This window comes from Brevundimonas sp. GW821-FHT10A07, assembly GCF_059415785.1.
This window is the reverse complement of the sequence record NZ_JBWKNX010000006.1, coordinates 107755-123729: the sequence shown is the minus strand read 5'-3', so window position 1 is coordinate 123729 and position 15975 is coordinate 107755. Positions and strand designations below refer to the sequence as shown.

The following is a 15975-nucleotide window of genomic DNA, read 5'->3' as shown; positions in this document are numbered from 1 at the left end:
GGTTCAGGCCGGGTCCTTGTCGGGGGTCGCCACGCCTGGAGTAGATTGGCCGATGCGCGGCGTGACCACGGTCACGTCCGGCTGGCTGAGGCGGGCCAAGACGTCGTCGGCCGAAGAATGGCCGGGCAGGATGCCGGCCTCGCGCAGCTTGGCGTCCAGGTCGGCGCCGGTGCGGCGGTCTTCCAGGGCCTGGCTGGCGTTCAGCTTTTCTTCCTGGATCGCCTGACGCTGCTTGATGCGTTGCAGGCTGTCGGCCGCCGAGCCGATGCGCGACTGGGCGCCGGCCGAGTTCAGGGCGACCGAGGTCTGGGCGCGCTGGACGGAGTCGTTGACCTTGACGATGTCGATCTCGCGACGAAGCGTCTCGATCTTCTGGTCGGTCGAGGCGATGGCCGTGCGCAGACGCGTCTCGGCCGTCTTCATGTCCTCGATCAGCGGGCCGCGGCTGGTGATCTCGACCTCCAGTTCGGCGATACGGCCGGCGACTTCGCGGGCCAGCTCGGTCTTGCCCTGTCCCAGGGCGGAGCGGGCCGAGCTTTCGTATTTGGCGATCTGGTCGCGGAAACTGGCCATTTCGTTTTCGGCCATGCGGCGGCGCGCCACCAGGCCGGCGAGGTCGTCTCTGGCCTTGCCTTGAGCATTGTCGGCGTCGCGGATTTCCTGGTCGAGGATCTTCAGGGCGTTGGCGTCGACGACGCCCTGGGCGGCGTCATGGGCCGAACCGCGGAACAGGGCGGAGAGTTTTCTGAGCATGGACATGGTCGGGGTCTCCGGATCAGGCGGCGTCGGCGCCGAAGGTTTCACGCAGTTCGGTGGCGTCGATCGCATTCTCGGCCAGGGTGCGCAGTTCGATGAGGATGGTCTGCAAGGTGGTCTTGCACGACAGTTCGCCCATCAGCTCATACACGTCTTCGCCGCCGACGTTGGTGATGGCGAAGTTGGACAGGGGCACCACGCGCTGGGCCTTCAGCAGGAATTCGTTGAAGGCGTGGCGGTCGGCCTGTTCGGCGACGGGCCACAGCAGGACCGAACAGACGATCTGGGCGCCGCCGACGCTGAGATAGACCGGCAGGTCGCCGTATTCGTGCATGGTCGCCAACAGGACGGGCTCGGCGCCCTCCAGCACGCGCAGGGTCATCTCGCCCTCGCGCAGCAGGGGGGATTCATCGAGCGCCGCCTTGATGGCGGGCACGGTCCAGGGGGTTTCGATCACGGCGTCCATGTGGTGGTCGTCTCCAGGGGGGATGGAATGAGAAGTGGGGCGGCGCGAGCGGCCGGCAAGGCTCTGAGCAGCAAGGCTCTGAGCAGCAAGCCGGGGGCCGCGGGTGGAATCGGTGATGATGGCGCGGACGGCGGCCTTCACGTCGTCGCGAGCGGATTCAGGCACCCAGAGCTCCAGCTTGACCAGTCCCGCCTCGCGACGCGCCTGTCGCCACGCACGGATGCGGTCATTGGCGGCGGACGAGGGCGAGGCGGTTGCGGGCATGTTTCATGAAACGCGTAACATGAACGCTTGACTTCGCCTAGGGGTCTGCGATCAGTTGGCGCGGACCAAGGGGATGGCATGTTGTTGCCGAGGATGAAACTCGCGCTGATCTTCGACCGGGCGTTTCACGCCATGGCCGACATGCACTGGCGGGTGCTGACCGGTCTGATCCTGTTTCATGCGGTTTCGTCCTGGTTTCTGCTGGCCCTGGCGGGAGAGACCGAGCTTCATCCGCCTGCGACTTTCATCTACTGGTACGCGACGACTGCCTATACCGTAGGTTATGGGGACCTCAGCCCGCAAGGCGCCGCCGGACGGCTGATCACCGCGATCTGGATATTCCCCGGCGCCATCGCCGCCTTCACGACCGTGGTGGCCAAGGTTCTGGGCGCAATCGGCGACATCTGGCGTACGCGCCGGGCCGGAAAGGGAGACTATTCCAAGATGAGCGACGCGATAATTCTCATCGGCTATCATCCGGCCCGAACGCCCAAGATGATCAGCGAACTGTGCGCTGAACTGAACACGACCCAGACCCTGGTCCTGATGACGCGCCAGGTCATCGCCGATCTGGATTCGCGGGTTCGGTACGTCCAGAGCGAGAGCCTGACCTCCGCCGAAGGATTGGCCCGCGCCGGCGCGGCCAGCGCAAGCCGGATACTGGTGTACGCCGACAACGATTCCGATACCCTGACCGCGACTTTGGCTGCATCGACCGCAGCGCCTGCGACGGCGCATATCGTCTGCTTCTTCGAGGACGCGGACAGCGCCCGCCTATTGGCCCAGCACTGTCCGCACGTCGAAATCGTGCTGTCGTCGGGGCCGGAGATGCTGGCCCGCTCGGCCCGCGACCCTGGCTCGAGCCAGGTGATCAGCGCCCTGACCAGCCAGTTGGACGAAAGCGCCACCCTGTTCAGCCTGAAATGGCAGGGCGGGGTTCGGTCAGTCGGCAATCTGACCCAGGGACTTCTGGACCACAACGCGACCCTTCTGGCGCTGCAGCCGCAGGGCGCCGATGCGCCGCGTTTCAACCCGCCGGCCGAAACGGACGTAGAGGCCGGCGACCGCTTGTTCTATGTTTCGTCCGTCCGGCTGGATCAGGCCAGCCTGGCGGGAAACGCGTAAAAGATGTTCAAGAAGCTCTTTGGATCATCGAACAAGGTCGAGCCGGCCTCCAAGCTGGCGACCGTGCGAAACATCACCGTGGGTCGGACGGTGTCGCTGGATCCGCTGGCCTGGCGCCGGTTGGGCGACGAGACCCATTTCGTGCTGGATCGGGACGTGCTGGACATCTCGGCCCAGGGCCTGGTCAGTCTGGACAGCGGCCAGTTCGTCCACCGCTTCTACACCGACGATCACGTCATGCTTCAGGCCATGAGCGACGACGAGGCGGGCGCCGAAAGCTATGATTTCAGCCTGTTCATCCCCTGGACCTCGGCCTATCCGCCGGGCGAGCGGGAACGCCGGATCTGGCGCGACCGTCTGTCGGCGCCGGTCTTTCACGGTGCGGCGGAGGAACTGCCGGACTATCCGCGCTTTTGGTTCGCCGAGAGCGACGCCGTTCAGCCGCCGGTCACTCTATGGGAGACCATCTGGGACGACCGGGCGGCGACCACGCCCTACGCCAAGATCTTCCAGACCTGCATGCTGTACGCGCGAGAACTGGCGGACGGCCGCGAACTGATGATCGCCCTGGAGCAACAGCCCGAGGGCGGCGAGACCACCCACGAAATCATGATCGGCATTCCATTGGAAATGGCCGAGTTCCGCGCTTGACCGCGCGATCCGAAAGGGAAGACTGAATGTTCGACTGGTTCATTTTTCAGCAGGGCGCGATCGCCTTCCTGATCGCCTTCGCCGTCGCCGGCGCCTTCACCCTGGCCTTCAAGCTGGTTTACCAGTGGGTCACGCCCTATCACGAGCATACGCTGATCCGTGAGGGCAACACCGCCGCCGCCATTGCGCTGGGCGGGGCCCTGATCGGCTATGTCCTGCCTCTGGCCTCGGCCCTGTCGCACACCGTCAGCCTGATGGAATTCGCGGCCTGGGCCCTGCTGGCCGGCGTGATCCAGATCGTGGTCTTCGTCGCCATCAGCCGCATGGCCTTCCGCAATCTGGTGGCCCGGATCGAGGCGGGCGAAATCGCTGCGGCCGTCTATCTGGCCTCCATCTCCATCTGCGTCGGGCTGCTGAACGCCGCCTGCATGACGTCGTGACCGCCATGACCGATCCCAAGGACCTGCCCAAGACGGAAACCATGCGCCGGCTGAAACGGTCGCGCATTCTGCATGTCAGCAGTCTGATGGCGACCGCCAGCTTCTCGCTGGCCGCCTGTAGTTCGCCTCAGGTCCGGGCGCCCGAGCCCGAGCCGGAACCCGCCCTGGCCTACGCCAGTCTGGACGAATGCCGCGCCGCCAACGACATCCCTGACGACCAGTGCGACGCCGCCCTGGCCAAGGCCCAGGAAGAAGCCGCCAAGACCGCGCCGCGCTATGCGACGCGCGAAGAATGCGAAGGCCAGTGGGGGCCGTCGCAATGCCAGCCCAACAATCAGGGCGGCAACGGCTCGTTCTTCACGCCTCTGCTGGCGGGGTTCGTGGTCGGCCAGTTGTTGAACGGCGGCGGTTATCGCGGCGGCGGCCCGCTGTATCGCGACCGCGAGAACCGCTACTCGAACGGCTACGGCGGCGGGTACACCTACCGCGACTATCGGACCGGTCGCACCGTCGCCAACGCCCGCGAACATGGCGATGTGGCGCGTCAGGCGCCGGCCCGGGTTCAGAGCCGCACGGCCGTCGTGTCGCGCGGCGGCTTCGGCGGGGGCGGCCGGAGCTACGGCGGCTAACCGTTTCAGGCGGAACAGTCAGGCTGACAGCGGCTCGTCAGGCGTCCTTCAGGGCGTCCGGCGGGCCGTTTTGCCGTCCGGAAGCGGCGAACGCGACAGCGCCGTGAAGTTTGAATGAAAAGCCCTGTCACACATTGAGGGGCTGCGAAGCCCGGTCGTTGAAGCGCCTAGAACTCACTGGGGGCTACCTGAAATGAAGAACCGAATCCTGGGCACCACGGCTTTCGCCATGGTCGCCGCGTCGCCGTTCGCCGCCCTGGCGCAATCGGCCGATCAAGCCGTCGTCACCGCGCCGAGCGCGGCTGAAGCGACCGAGATCGACGAAATCATCGTCACCGGCTCGTATCGCCGCAGCCTCGAAGAGGCGGTGGACATCAAGCGCAAGACCGTCGGCTTTTCCGACTCCATCGTCGCGACCGACGTGGCCAACTTCCCCGAGCAGAACCTGGCCGAGGCGCTGCAGCGCATCCCCGGCGTGACCATCGAACGCAACAAGGGCCTGGGCCAGCGCGTCAACGTGCGCGGCCTGCCCAGCGAGTTCACCTTCGTCAGCATCAACGGCCTGGCGACCGCCTCGGGCAGCGGCGGCCGCGACGTCGAGTTCGACATCTTCGCTTCGGAAATCATCCAGCAGGTGACGGTCCAGAAGTCGCCGCGCGCCGCCGATGAAGAGGGCGGCATCGCCGGTTCGGTCAATATCTCGACCGCCCGCCCGTTCGACTACGCCGGCCGCCGGGTCGTCGGTTCTGTCGAGGGCGCCTATAATTCGATCTCGGAAAAGACCGATCCGAAACTGTCCTTCCTGGCCAGCGACACCTGGGGCGACCTCGGGGCCTTGGTGTCCTTCTCGACCGCGCGCCGGACCAACCGGACCGACTCGAACTCGGGCATCAACTTCCGCCCGATGACCCGTTTCCTCGCCAACTCGACGGGCGCCCGGGGCGCCCAGGCGATGGCTGTGCTGGCGCGCGACGCCGGCGTCGTCGTTCAGAACCGCGCCAATACGGCTGAGACGGACCGCATCATCTTCCAGGACAAGGTCGGCGACCGCGCCTATCTGAACACCCAGGACCAATGGGGCGGCGCCCTGTCGCTGCAATACCGTCCGTCATCGAACTTCAGCCTGGCCTTCGACGCCCTGATCGGCCGGTACGAAACCACCGAAGACGAATATGACGCGGCGGCCTATTCGGCCTCCAGCCGTTCGACGCTGGAAACCATCCACGAGTACGACAAGACCACCCTGGCTGACTCCGGCCTGATCGTGCTGCGCGACGTCTCCTACACCGCCACCCAGCATGAGATGCTCAGCAAGGAGCGGATCAATGAGACGGACTATCGGCAGTTCGGGACAGAACTGAACTGGAGCGGCGACAGCTGGAAGCTGCATGCTTTGGCCGGCTATTCCGGCGCGGAAAAGACGCTGGACTACGCTAACCTGAAGCACACGGCCTATGCGCCGTCGCGGACGCGCTGGACGGCCCAGGGCGGTGAGACGATCAAGAGCGCCAACCCGGCGTCGATCGACATGTACAACTCGCCGTCCAGCTATCTGTTCGAAGGCTACGAGACGTCGCTGGAGCAGATCAGCGACGACAAATACGCCGCCCAGATCGACTTCGCCAAAGACCTGAATCTGGACTTCTTCCCGGCCCTGACCAGCGTCCAGGTCGGCGCCCGCTATACCGACAAGTCGAAGGAGCGCCAGTACGGCTCCCTGAACATCCAGGGCACCGGCGCAGGCAAGGTCGACTACCTCGGACGCCCGATGTCGCAGAGCGAACTGACGGCGATCAGCGATCTGGTCCCCGGCGGCTCCTACAGCGTCCGTGACCTGACCTGGAGCCAGGTGTCCAACGACTACGCCCGCCGCACCTTCCGCTACGACGGCTTTGTAACGCCGTTCAACGTTGCTGACTATTACGAAGTGTCGGAAGACGTCGTGTCGCTTTACGCCATGGCCGATCTGAACTTCGACCTGGGTTCGGTGCCGGTCGCCGTCAATGGCGGCGCTCGCTACGTTGATACGTCGATCACCTCATCGGGTTACCATCAGGTGCCGAATTCCGACGGTTCAATCAGCTATACGTCAGAACCGGTGTCGAGCGACGGGAGCTATGACAAGGTTCTGCCCAGCCTGAACATCACGGCGGACCTGACGGACAGCCTGATCTTCCGCGCTGCAGCCTCGGAGACCCTGATCCGTCCGGCCCTGACCGACCTGGCCTACAAGCGCACGGCCAGCTGGAACTCGTTCCGCTTCACCGACGGCAACCCCAATCTGAAGCCGACCTACGCCAAACAGTGGGAAGTGGGTCTGGAACAGTATCTGGGTGATGGCGGTCTTCTGGCCGTGTCCTACTTCTGGAAAGAGATCGAGGGCGTCGTTCGCCAGGCCCTGACGGGTACGGTTCCGAACGTGGTCAAACTCAATGCGAACGGATCAGTCGACGGAACCTACACCTTCGACGTCTATCAGCCCATCAACGAGCCGGGTTCGTATGAAGTCAGCGGCGTTGAACTGGTCGCCGTCGTGCCGTTCGGCCAGTTCTATGCGCCGCTGGAAGGCTTCGGCATTAACGCCAACTACACGGTGCTGGACAGCTCGCTGACGTCCACGACAAAACTGGGCATCAGCATGCCGCCCGTCGGTCTGGCCGACAACACCTACAACTTCACCCTCTACTACGATAACTCGAAGTTCCAGGCGCGCGCGTCCTACAACTTCAAGGACAAGTACGTCGAAGGGATCGGCTACGAAATGTACCCGATCTGGCGCGAAGGCTATGGTCAGATCGACCTGTCGGCCAGCTACAATGTGACCGACAGCCTCCAGATCAACCTGGAGGGCATCAACGTCACCGACGAGGCGACGAAGGGCTATACGATGGATCCGTCCTTCCCCACCATGTACGAACTGTCGGGTCGCCGTATCAACCTTGGCCTGCGGATGGAGTTCTGATCCATTTCCGGAACGCCGAACCATGGTGAGGGCTGCGGACGGCCGACGTCGTCTGCAGAACTTCCAGCCGGCCGCTCATGCGGCCGGCTGAGGCGCCGGCTCGCTTGGGAGCCGTGACCATGGCAGCAGTTCAGACCATCACTTCTGATCCCCTAGAGGTTGGCCTGGCGCGACGTCCCCTCCGCAAGAGGGGACGTCTTTGCGCGTTTGGCCAGCGGGAAGACGGCGACCATGTCGGTTGAGCGTCTTGTCGTCGAACTGCGCCGCGACCTGATCGGCTATCTGCAACGCAAGGGGCAGACGATCGAGGACGCCGAGGACGTGGTGCAGGAGGCCTTTGTTCGGTTTCATCGCGCCGGCCACGATCTGTCAGGCGCCGACGCCCGGCCCCTGTTGTTCGTGATCGCCCGCAACCTGCAGACCGACCGCTGGAAATCGGCCGGCCGCAAGGGCGTGCGCGGAACCGACGACATCCACGCCCTGGACGCCGGCCCGCGCGCCGTGGCCAGCGACGCCCCCGCCGCGGACCAGCATCTGATCGGTCGCGAAAACCTGGCCGCCGCCGCCCGGATCATTCGCGCCCTGCCGCCGCGAACGCGCGACGCCTTCCTGCTCAACCGGTTCGAGGGGCAGACCTACAGCCAGATCGCCAAACGCCTGGGGGTTTCGGTCAGCATGGTCGAGAAACACATCGCCGAAGCCCTCCGTCAGCTGAAGATTTCGCGAGAGGGTTGAGGTGTCGTACCCCTGTGTCGTTGTGAATATTGAAGGCGTCGGCGCCTTATCCCCCTGCCGCGTCCAGGAGCGTTTCGTTCGCGCATGATCCAGCGCCTGACATCCCTGTTTGATCGTCGGCCGCGAACCGCCGAAGACTGGCTGGCGCGCATGCGTCGGCCAACCGTCCCCGCGCGCGATCAGGCGGCCTTCCTCGATTGGTTGGAGAAAGACGACAACCTGCCAGCCTACGAGACCGCGAAGGCGCGTCTGGCGGACCTCGCGCCTCTGGCCGGCGCCTTCGAAGGCGATCTGGCGCGGCTGCGGGGGCGCAAACCCGCGAACACCGGCCGACGAATCCTGATCGGCGGTCTCGCGACCTCGGCCGTCGCGGCCATCGTCGTCCTGATGATCCTGCCCGGCCTGGGATCCCAGAGCGCCGACAAGGGGGCGGTGGTCTACGCCAGCGCGCCCGGCGAAATCACCGATCTCGCCTTGGAGGACGGCTCTCGCGTCACCCTGGACGCCGATTCGCAAATCCGGGTGCGGTTCGAGGATGACGTCCGGCGCGTCGTCCTGTTGCGGGGCGCGGCCTATTTCGATGTCGTCCACAATCCTGCCCGCCCGTTCCAGGTCGCTGTTGCGGATCGGAATGTCATCGTCACAGGCACGCGGTTCACCACCACCTTGCGGCGGAACCGGGCGGAGGTCTCCTTGCTGGAAGGGCGTGTCGCCATCGGCCGCCATGACGTCGGCAAGAGGCGTTCGCTTGATCACGCGGTGATGCTGGCGCCCGGCCAGAAGGCCGTCTTCACCCCCGGCCTGGACCGCGTCCATCTGAGCCGTCCGGACGTCGAGTCCGCCACGGCCTGGCGCGAACGGCGCTTGATCTTCCATGACGCCCCGCTGTCCGACGTGATCGCCGAGGCTGCCCGTTATGCCGACCGGCCGATGGTCATCGCCGATCCCGCCCTGGCGAAGACGAGGGTGACGGTGGTGTTGCCCTTGACCGGACAGGTCGGACTGATCGACCGCATGGACGATCTGTTGCCGATTTCCATTGAACGGACCTCGGACGGTCGCGCCCTGATACGAGCAGACTAGGTCAGTGCAGGCTGGGGCCATCGCAGAGCTGTCACGCGGTCGCGCTAAGGATCGACGCTGAACTTCGTCCCATTGTCCTAAGGCCTGCTCCGCTTGAAGCCGTTCGCACCATCGACGCCGCTCGGTGCGCGACGTGTCGTTGTCGCGGGGGCGGTTTTGTCTGTGCTGGTCAGCGGGGGATGGACCGGGCGCGCCCATGCGCAGGACGGGACACTGACGTTCGATATTCCGGCCCAGGACGCCCGCCGTGCGCTGGTGGATCTTTGCGTGGCGGCGGGATGTGAACTGGCTTTTGTCGCCTCGCCGGGCGAAGCGCGGCGCAGCCGTCCCGTTCGGGGGCGCATGACCTGGCGCGCGGCGGTGAGCCGGATGCTGGACGGCGCAGGCCTTCAATACCGCTTCATCGGCGCCCGTGGCGTTCGGGTCTGGGCGGCGCCCTCGGCGCCGGATCGGCCGCAGCCCGCAGCCCCGACCGAGCTGGAAGAGGTGACGGTGGTCGGCCGGCTGTCGGAACAGATCGAGGAATCCCTGCGCCGTAAGCGCCAGGCCGACGTCATCTCCGACAGCGCCTCTTCGACCCGGATCGGCGAATTGCCGGCCGCCAATCTGGCCGAGGCCCTTCAGCGCGTGCCTGGCGTCGCCATCGAGCGCGAGGTGGGGGAGGGACAGTTCGTCAGCGTCCGGGGCCTGGGCCCCCTGTTCCAGTCGGTGACCCTGAACGGCGCGCCGGTGGCCTTCAACGAGAACATCCGCAACTCGACCCAGAGCGGCCGCCAGTTCCGCTTTCGCGCCCTGTCGGCGGACCTGCTGGCCGGCGCGCAACTGACCAAGTCCGCGACGCCGGATCTGATCGAGGGCGGAATCGGCTCCAACATCAATATCGAGACGGTCGGGGGGCTGGATGGCGATCCGTTCCTGAGCCTGCGGGTCGGCGGCGCGGCCGAGGCGCGACTGCGGGACCCCCGTCTCGACCTGTCCGTGGCCGGGCGGCTGGTTTCGGACGACGGCGACTGGGGGCTGGTCGGCGGCCTGTCGCAAGAGGGACGTTCGGTTCTCTACGACCGTTTCCAGATTCAGCGCTATCTGCCGGTGGCCCTGGACGGTGAACAGGTCGTGGCGCCCAGCGACGTCCGCACGACCGTCGAACAGGAGGACCGCCTGCGCCGGAGCCTGTTCCTGGGGGGAGAATGGCGGGCGTCGCCGTCCGTCCATCTGCGGTTCGACAGCCTGGTCTCGACCTTTGACAACGCCATCCGCGAAGACCGGATCGTCTATGGCCTCGGCAAGCTGCTCGAGGCGGACGATGCACAGGCGACGATCACCGACGGGGTGGTTTCGGCCGGCGCCGTCCAGTCCGGCACGATCGACAACAACACCGAGTTCTCGGATCAGGCGCATCTGAACATCGTGGTCTCGGGAATGGCCCGGGTGATGCTGGGGGCGTGGAGGTTTCAGCCGCGGGTCAGCCTGTCGCGCGCACGATCGAAACTGGATACGCCGCTTGAACGCCTCTCTTTTCGCGCGCGCCTTTCGCCATCCTACAGCTTCGACGTGGGCGACGCCGTCTCCGTTCGAAAGGCGGCCCTGCTGCGGACCGACTTCGATCTTGACGACCCTTCCGCCCTGAAATGGAAAAAGCTGGGCGTGCGCGCCATCGAATCCGTCGATGACGACGCCACGGCCCTGATCGACATCGGCCGGGCTGCAGATGTCCGGATCGGCGGGCTGAGCCTGTTTGACTTTCGTTTCGGCGGCCAGGTCAGCGACCGGTCTCGCGACTATCAGCGCCGGGACCGCGAAGCCGTGCTTGGACCGGGAAAGACGCTGAGCCCGGACTTCTTCAGTTCGCGCATTCAGAACGGCGTCTTCGATCAGGTTATCGACGAACATCCAGGATCTTGGGTCGTCGCGGACTTCGCACCCTTCCAGACCGCCTTCATCCTCCCGGGTGAAAGCGACAGTATCGCGGTCTCGCCGGGCGACCTGAAGCCCACCGGCGCCGACCTGCAGAACTCGTACAAGGTGGGCGAACGGGTCGGCGCCGTCTACGGGCGGATCGATTTTGAAGGCGAAGCGGGATCGGTGCCCTTCTTCGGCAATCTGGGCCTTCGCCTGGTGGCGACCCGGACGGCCGTGGACGGCGCGCTGCTGACGGCGGATGACAAGGGCGTGGCGGCGATCCGGGGCGTATCTCATACGGGGTCGGATATCCGTCTGCTTCCCAGCCTGAACATCGCCTTCGACTTTGATCAGGGGCGCCGGCTGCGGCTGGCGGCGTCCCGCACCATGACCCGGCCGTCCCTGGCCGATCTGCGGCTGGCGACGGCGCCGGCCAGTTCCCTGGTCTCGTCCATCTACGAGCGCGGACAGGCCGAGATCGACGATCCTTCGCCGGGTTCGCTGTTCGTCGGGGTGGGCGGCAACCCGGATCTCAGTCCCTACGTGTCGACCAATCTCGACGCCTCCTATGAATGGACCTTCCCTCAGGGCGCGCTCAGCGTCGCGGTCTTCCACAAGACCATCGACGACTTCATCGGACTGGTGGCCGCGCCGGAGATGCTGGTGTTCGAGACCCGGGCCGGTCCCCTGGTGCATGCTGAGGTGCTGATGTCGCGGCCGGCCAATCTGGGGCGGGCGGTCAGCCGGGGGCTGGAGGTCGGGCTCCATCGGCGGCTGCCTTCCGGATTCGGCCTTTGGGCCAGCGGGACCTGGACGGACGGCCAGGGGCCGGAGGGGTACAGCCTGGCGGGGGTGTCGCGCCTGGCCTATTCGATCAACCCCTTCTTCGAGCGGGGACCGGTCGCCATCGGCCTGTCCTGGTCCTGGCGGTCCGCCTTCCGATCCGAGGCGGACATGCAGGGGGGAGGGGTGTCGGACTTCACCGTGGCCGACGCCGGCTATCTGGACGCCCAGGCCTCCTTCGACATCGGATCGGGCGGGGAACTGGTGATCGCCGCCTCGAACCTGACCGACACGACCGACCTCGCCTATGAGCACGACACGCGACGCCTGCTGCAACTCGGCCGCGTCGGTCCCAGCGTCACCGCCAGCCTGCGCTGGTCGCTGTAACCCCACACCGCGCGGGGCCAGGCCCTTCCTGTTCCAAAACCAAGGAGTTCCCCATGTTCACCCTGATGGCCGCCCTGTTGGCCGGATCCGCCCTCAACGCCGTACAGCCGGCCTGTGATCTGAGTGCTTCGGACGTTCGGGCGGCGGGCGGGGACGCCTGTGCTGGGGCCTGGATGGATCGGCGTCTGGGGATGAACGATCTGACGGCCGTGGGGACCCACAACAGCTACAAGCTGCCGATCCCGGCCGCCGAACTGCAGGCCATGATCGCGGTCAACCCGGCCGCCGTGGCCCTGGACTATTCGCACCGGCCCCTGACCGAACAACTGGACGCCGGCGCGCGCCAGATCGAGATCGACGTGCTGAACGATCCGCAGGGCGGGCGCTACGCCCATCCCCTGTCCGCCCTGGGTCGGCCGGGGCAGGGGGCGCCGACCAGCGCCGCCTTCGCTGAAGCCATGGCCCGACCCGGCTTCAAGACCCTGCATATGCCGGACGTCGATTTCCGCAGCACCTGCCTGACTTTCGTGGCCTGTCTGACCGAAATCCGCGACTGGTCGCGCGCCCATCCCGATCACGCCCCGATCCTGATCATGCTGAACGCCAAGACGGGCGCGGCCTCCATGCCGGGCGGGGTGACGCCCCTGGATTTCGACGCCGCCGCCTGGGACGCCCTGGACGCCGAGGTCCGCTCGGTCTTCGACGCCGACCGGCTGATCACGCCGGACGGTGTCCAGGGCGATCATCCCACCCTGCGTGACGCGGTTCTGGCCGGCGGCTGGCCGACCTTGGGAGCCGCGCGAGGCAAGGTCTTCTTCGCCCTGGACGAAGGCCCGGAAAAGGTCGCCAGCTATCGTGGCGCGCGCCGCTCGCTGGAAGGCCGCGTCTTCTTCGTCAACACCGACGAGACCTCGCCGGCCGCCGCCTATCTGACGCTGAACGACCCCGTGGCCGAGCAGGCGCGCATCCAGGCCGCCGTTCGCGCCGGCTTCATCGTCCGCACCCGCGCCGATGCGGATACGGCCGAGGCCCGCTCCGGCGACGTCGCGCGCCGCAGCGCCGCCTTCGCCAGCGGGGCGCAATATGTGTCGACGGACTATCTGTGGGCCGATCCGCGCTTCCCGGGCTATGAGGTGCGGCTGACGGGGGCGGACGCCGCCGCCTGCAACCGGCTGCGGACCGAGACGCGCTGCGACGGTCTGGCGATCGAGCCGACCGGCGCCGCCGTCCCGCGCGGTTATCTGGCCAAGCCGGACCGGCCGGACCTGACCGCCGTCCTGGCGCCCCCGCCCGCGCCGGGTTCGCCACGCGACATCGCCAACCGGGGCGTCTTCCTGCAGACCCGCAGTCTGGAGGGCACGCCGCGCTGGGTGCTGGCCACCCACGACGTCACCGGGGACGCCTATGATCATTTCGCCGAGGCCTTGGGCGTGCGCCTGACGCGCGAAACCGCGCCGGTCCTGACGGCGTTGCTGGACCGGGCGGGCGACGACCGATCGGTGGTCGGCGACGCCAAGACCCACTGGGCCACCAAACGCCCCTATATCGGCACGGACCAGCCGATCTGCGAAGCCAAGAGCGACCATCTGGCCGGCAATCCCGACTATCCGTCCGGTCACTCGGCCCATGGGGTGCATGTGGCGATGATCCTGGCCGAACTGGCGCCCCAGCGCGCCGACGCCCTCTATGCGCGTGGCCGCGAGTTCGCCGAGAGCCGCTACATCTGCGGATCCCACAGCTACAGCGCCGTCGAGGCCGGCATCCAGTCGGGCATGGTCATCTTTGGCGCCGAACAACGCTCCGACGTCTTCCGCCGCGACATGGAAGCCGCCCGGGCCGAGGTCCAGGCCGCGCTGGCGGCCCAATAAGGCAAGGGCGCTCCGTCGCGGCGTGATCGCGGCGGAGCCCTGCAGCCTTCAGGCTGCGGAACACAGGGGCGTGGCCCGATCCGGGCCCTGCTGATTCAATGCGAAAGGTTGATTACGCCGGCCCCGTTTTGGGCGCCAAGGCGAATGGCGGAGAGGGTGGGATTCGAACCCACGGTACCCTTCCAGGCACGCCGCATTTCGAGTGCGGTACATTCGACCACTCTGCCACCTCTCCGCGGTGCATAGTCGCTTGGTCGAGCGAGCGGCTTCTCTAATGGCAGGCGCGCCGCATCGCAAGCGGTCTGTGAAAGAAATCGGACGCTATCTTTGCGCGGGCAGGGACAGGCCCGGCGCGGCGCCCGTCTGGGGGTCGACGCCCTTGAATCGAAACAGTTCGGCGGGGCGTCCGCCGGTGGTCGAGGACAGTTGTCCGGTGGGTTCGACTAGGCCTGTGCGTTCGACGCCGCGCCGGAAATTCTGCTTGTGCAGCGTCAGGCCCGAGACGGCCTCGGCGGCGGCCTGGAGTTCCGACAGGGTGAAGAGGCCGGGCGTCAGGTCGAACAGGACCGGGCGGTATTTCAGCTTGCTGCGCAGCCGGCCGAGACCTGTCGCCAGGATGCGCCGGTGGTCCGATCCCATGGGCGCGCCGGGCAGCAGGGCCGAGGCCTCGGGCGGCGTCTGGCGCGCGTCGCGCCAGGCCTCGGCGACCAGTCGCGCCTCGTACAGGAGCTCATAGCGTTCCAGCACCCGTTCCTCGTTCCAACGGTGGTCGGGCGTCAGGGCGAACAGGGCGCGGGCGCGGGCCGTGCGGCGGTCGTCGGCGCCCGACCAACGGGTCAGTCCCTCGACCAGGGCGGCGTGCAGGGCGGGGTTGTCGGCGCGACGATCCTCCCACGGGAAGAAGTCGAATACGGCGTCCCAGTGCGCGTCATGGGTCTGGCCCTGGGCGGCGTCCGGGGTCAGGGCCAGATAGCCGACCGAGACCTCGCGCCTCTGGTCTGGAGTGGGGGTGGCGCGGGGCGTGGCGCGACCGGCGTCGCCGAAGGTGTAGAGCTGTTCGACGAAGCCCAGGCGGAAGCCCGTCTGGTCGGTCACGAAGTCGCGCAGAGCCCGTTCGAACGTGCGGTCGCGCACGGGATCGAACGGGCCGAAGGGCAGGGCGCGGGCGCCGTCCTCGGCCTGGGTCGTCAGGACCACGGCCCGACGGTCCTTCAGCGCCATGACGACGACCGACAGGCCGATGCGCACGCCCTGATCCGCCGGTCCCGCCATGCCTATTCCGTATGCCAGGCGTCGTCGGCGGGCAGGAGACCGACCGCCTTGGCCAGGACCTGATAGCGTTCCAGATAACGGGCCTGGGCGATGGAGGCCGGCTGGGGTTCGATGACCAGGCTGTAGCCCGGCGGGGGCGAGCCGAAGATGCCCAGGGATTCCTTTTCGTTGAATCCGGCCAACTGCGTCGCCTCGAAAAAGGCGCAGGCCTTGTCGGCCTTCTTGATCAGGGTCTTGATGGTCTGCGGCGTCTTGGGCGGCAGGCCGTAGCGGACGTGAATGGCCGCCTCGAGCCGGGCCTCGAAATCCTTGTAGCCTTCGCCCAGGGCCGCCTTGAACGGCGAGATCATGTCGCCGATGACGTATTCCGAGGCGTCGTGCAGCAGGGCGGCCAGGCGCCATTTGGGATCCAGGCCCGGCTTGATGTGGGCGGCGATCTCCTCGACCACGACACTGTGCTGGGCGACCGAGAAGGCGTGTTCGCCGATCGTCTGACCGTTCCAGCGCGCGACGCGAGCCAGGCCGTGGGCGATGTCCTCGATCTCGATGTCGAAGGGCGAGGGATCGAGCAGGTCCAGGCGTCGGCCCGACAGCATGCGCTGCCAGGCGCGGACTTCGGTCTTCTTCTTGGGGCGCTCGGCCAAATCGTCGATCC

General features: G+C 66.7%; 13 protein-coding genes and 1 tRNA gene. 9 read left to right on the top strand and 5 right to left on the bottom strand.

All coding sequences use genetic code 11. The features are described from left to right. Positions 1-3: 3 nt before the first annotated feature. Both AC07NC_RS06830 and AC07NC_RS06825 read right to left on the bottom strand, forming a co-directional pair. Positions 4-759, bottom strand: a complete 756-nt coding sequence (locus tag AC07NC_RS06830) for a PspA/IM30 family protein (protein WP_492073718.1) — start codon at positions 757-759, stop codon at positions 4-6. Between the two features lie 16 nt (positions 760-775). Beyond that, positions 776-1486: a YjfI family protein gene (locus tag AC07NC_RS06825; protein ID WP_494569021.1), complete on the bottom strand. Its 711-nt coding sequence runs from the start codon at positions 1484-1486 to the stop codon at positions 776-778. A gap of 93 nt (positions 1487-1579) precedes the next feature. On the opposite strand from AC07NC_RS06825, the gene AC07NC_RS06820 reads away from it, so the two are divergent. From AC07NC_RS06820 to AC07NC_RS06780, 9 genes are all read left to right on the top strand, one after another. After that, a complete protein-coding gene (locus AC07NC_RS06820; RefSeq protein ID WP_494569020.1) occupies positions 1580-2611 on the top strand; it encodes a potassium channel family protein in 1032 nt (343 codons plus the stop codon). Positions 2612-2614: 3 nt separating this feature from the next. Then, complete coding sequence (locus tag AC07NC_RS06815; protein ID WP_035305461.1) at positions 2615-3262, top strand: YjfK family protein; 648 nt, start codon at positions 2615-2617, stop codon at positions 3260-3262. A gap of 26 nt (positions 3263-3288) precedes the next feature. Continuing rightward, on the top strand, positions 3289-3702 hold the full coding sequence (locus AC07NC_RS06810) for a DUF350 domain-containing protein (RefSeq protein ID WP_008261051.1): 414 nt from the start codon (positions 3289-3291) through the stop codon (positions 3700-3702). A gap of 5 nt (positions 3703-3707) precedes the next feature. Next, the gene (locus tag AC07NC_RS06805; RefSeq protein WP_230307696.1) at positions 3708-4331 is read left to right on the top strand and encodes a DUF1190 domain-containing protein; all 624 of its coding nucleotides are present in this window, start codon (positions 3708-3710) and stop codon (positions 4329-4331) included. Between the two features lie 193 nt (positions 4332-4524). Continuing rightward, positions 4525-7293, top strand: coding sequence for a TonB-dependent receptor (locus AC07NC_RS06800; protein ID WP_494569019.1), 2769 nt, complete (start codon positions 4525-4527; stop codon positions 7291-7293). 231 nt (positions 7294-7524) lie between these two features. Further along, positions 7525-8028 (top strand): RNA polymerase sigma factor, encoded by a 504-nt coding sequence (locus AC07NC_RS06795; RefSeq protein ID WP_008261471.1) that lies wholly within the window; start codon positions 7525-7527, stop codon positions 8026-8028. An 84-nt stretch (positions 8029-8112) separates the two neighbouring features. Then, the gene (locus AC07NC_RS06790; RefSeq protein ID WP_494569018.1) at positions 8113-9111 is read left to right on the top strand and encodes a FecR family protein; all 999 of its coding nucleotides are present in this window, start codon (positions 8113-8115) and stop codon (positions 9109-9111) included. 162 nt (positions 9112-9273) lie between these two features. After that, positions 9274-12180, top strand: a complete 2907-nt coding sequence (locus AC07NC_RS06785) for a TonB-dependent receptor (protein WP_494569075.1) — start codon at positions 9274-9276, stop codon at positions 12178-12180. A gap of 53 nt (positions 12181-12233) precedes the next feature. Further along, on the top strand, positions 12234-14048 hold the full coding sequence (locus tag AC07NC_RS06780; protein WP_494569017.1) for a Ca2+-dependent phosphoinositide-specific phospholipase C: 1815 nt from the start codon (positions 12234-12236) through the stop codon (positions 14046-14048). Between the two features lie 145 nt (positions 14049-14193). On the opposite strand, the gene AC07NC_RS06775 is transcribed toward AC07NC_RS06780, so the two are convergent. From AC07NC_RS06775 to AC07NC_RS06765, 3 genes are all read right to left on the bottom strand, one after another. Further along, positions 14194-14283: transfer RNA gene (locus AC07NC_RS06775), tRNA-Ser, on the bottom strand. Positions 14284-14369: 86 nt separating this feature from the next. Further along, positions 14370-15320: an NUDIX hydrolase gene (locus tag AC07NC_RS06770; protein WP_426025262.1), complete on the bottom strand. Its 951-nt coding sequence runs from the start codon at positions 15318-15320 to the stop codon at positions 14370-14372. Positions 15321-15322: 2 nt separating this feature from the next. Further along, complete coding sequence (locus AC07NC_RS06765; protein WP_292148061.1) at positions 15323-15916, bottom strand: HD family hydrolase; 594 nt, start codon at positions 15914-15916, stop codon at positions 15323-15325. Positions 15917-15975 lie beyond the last annotated feature (59 nt).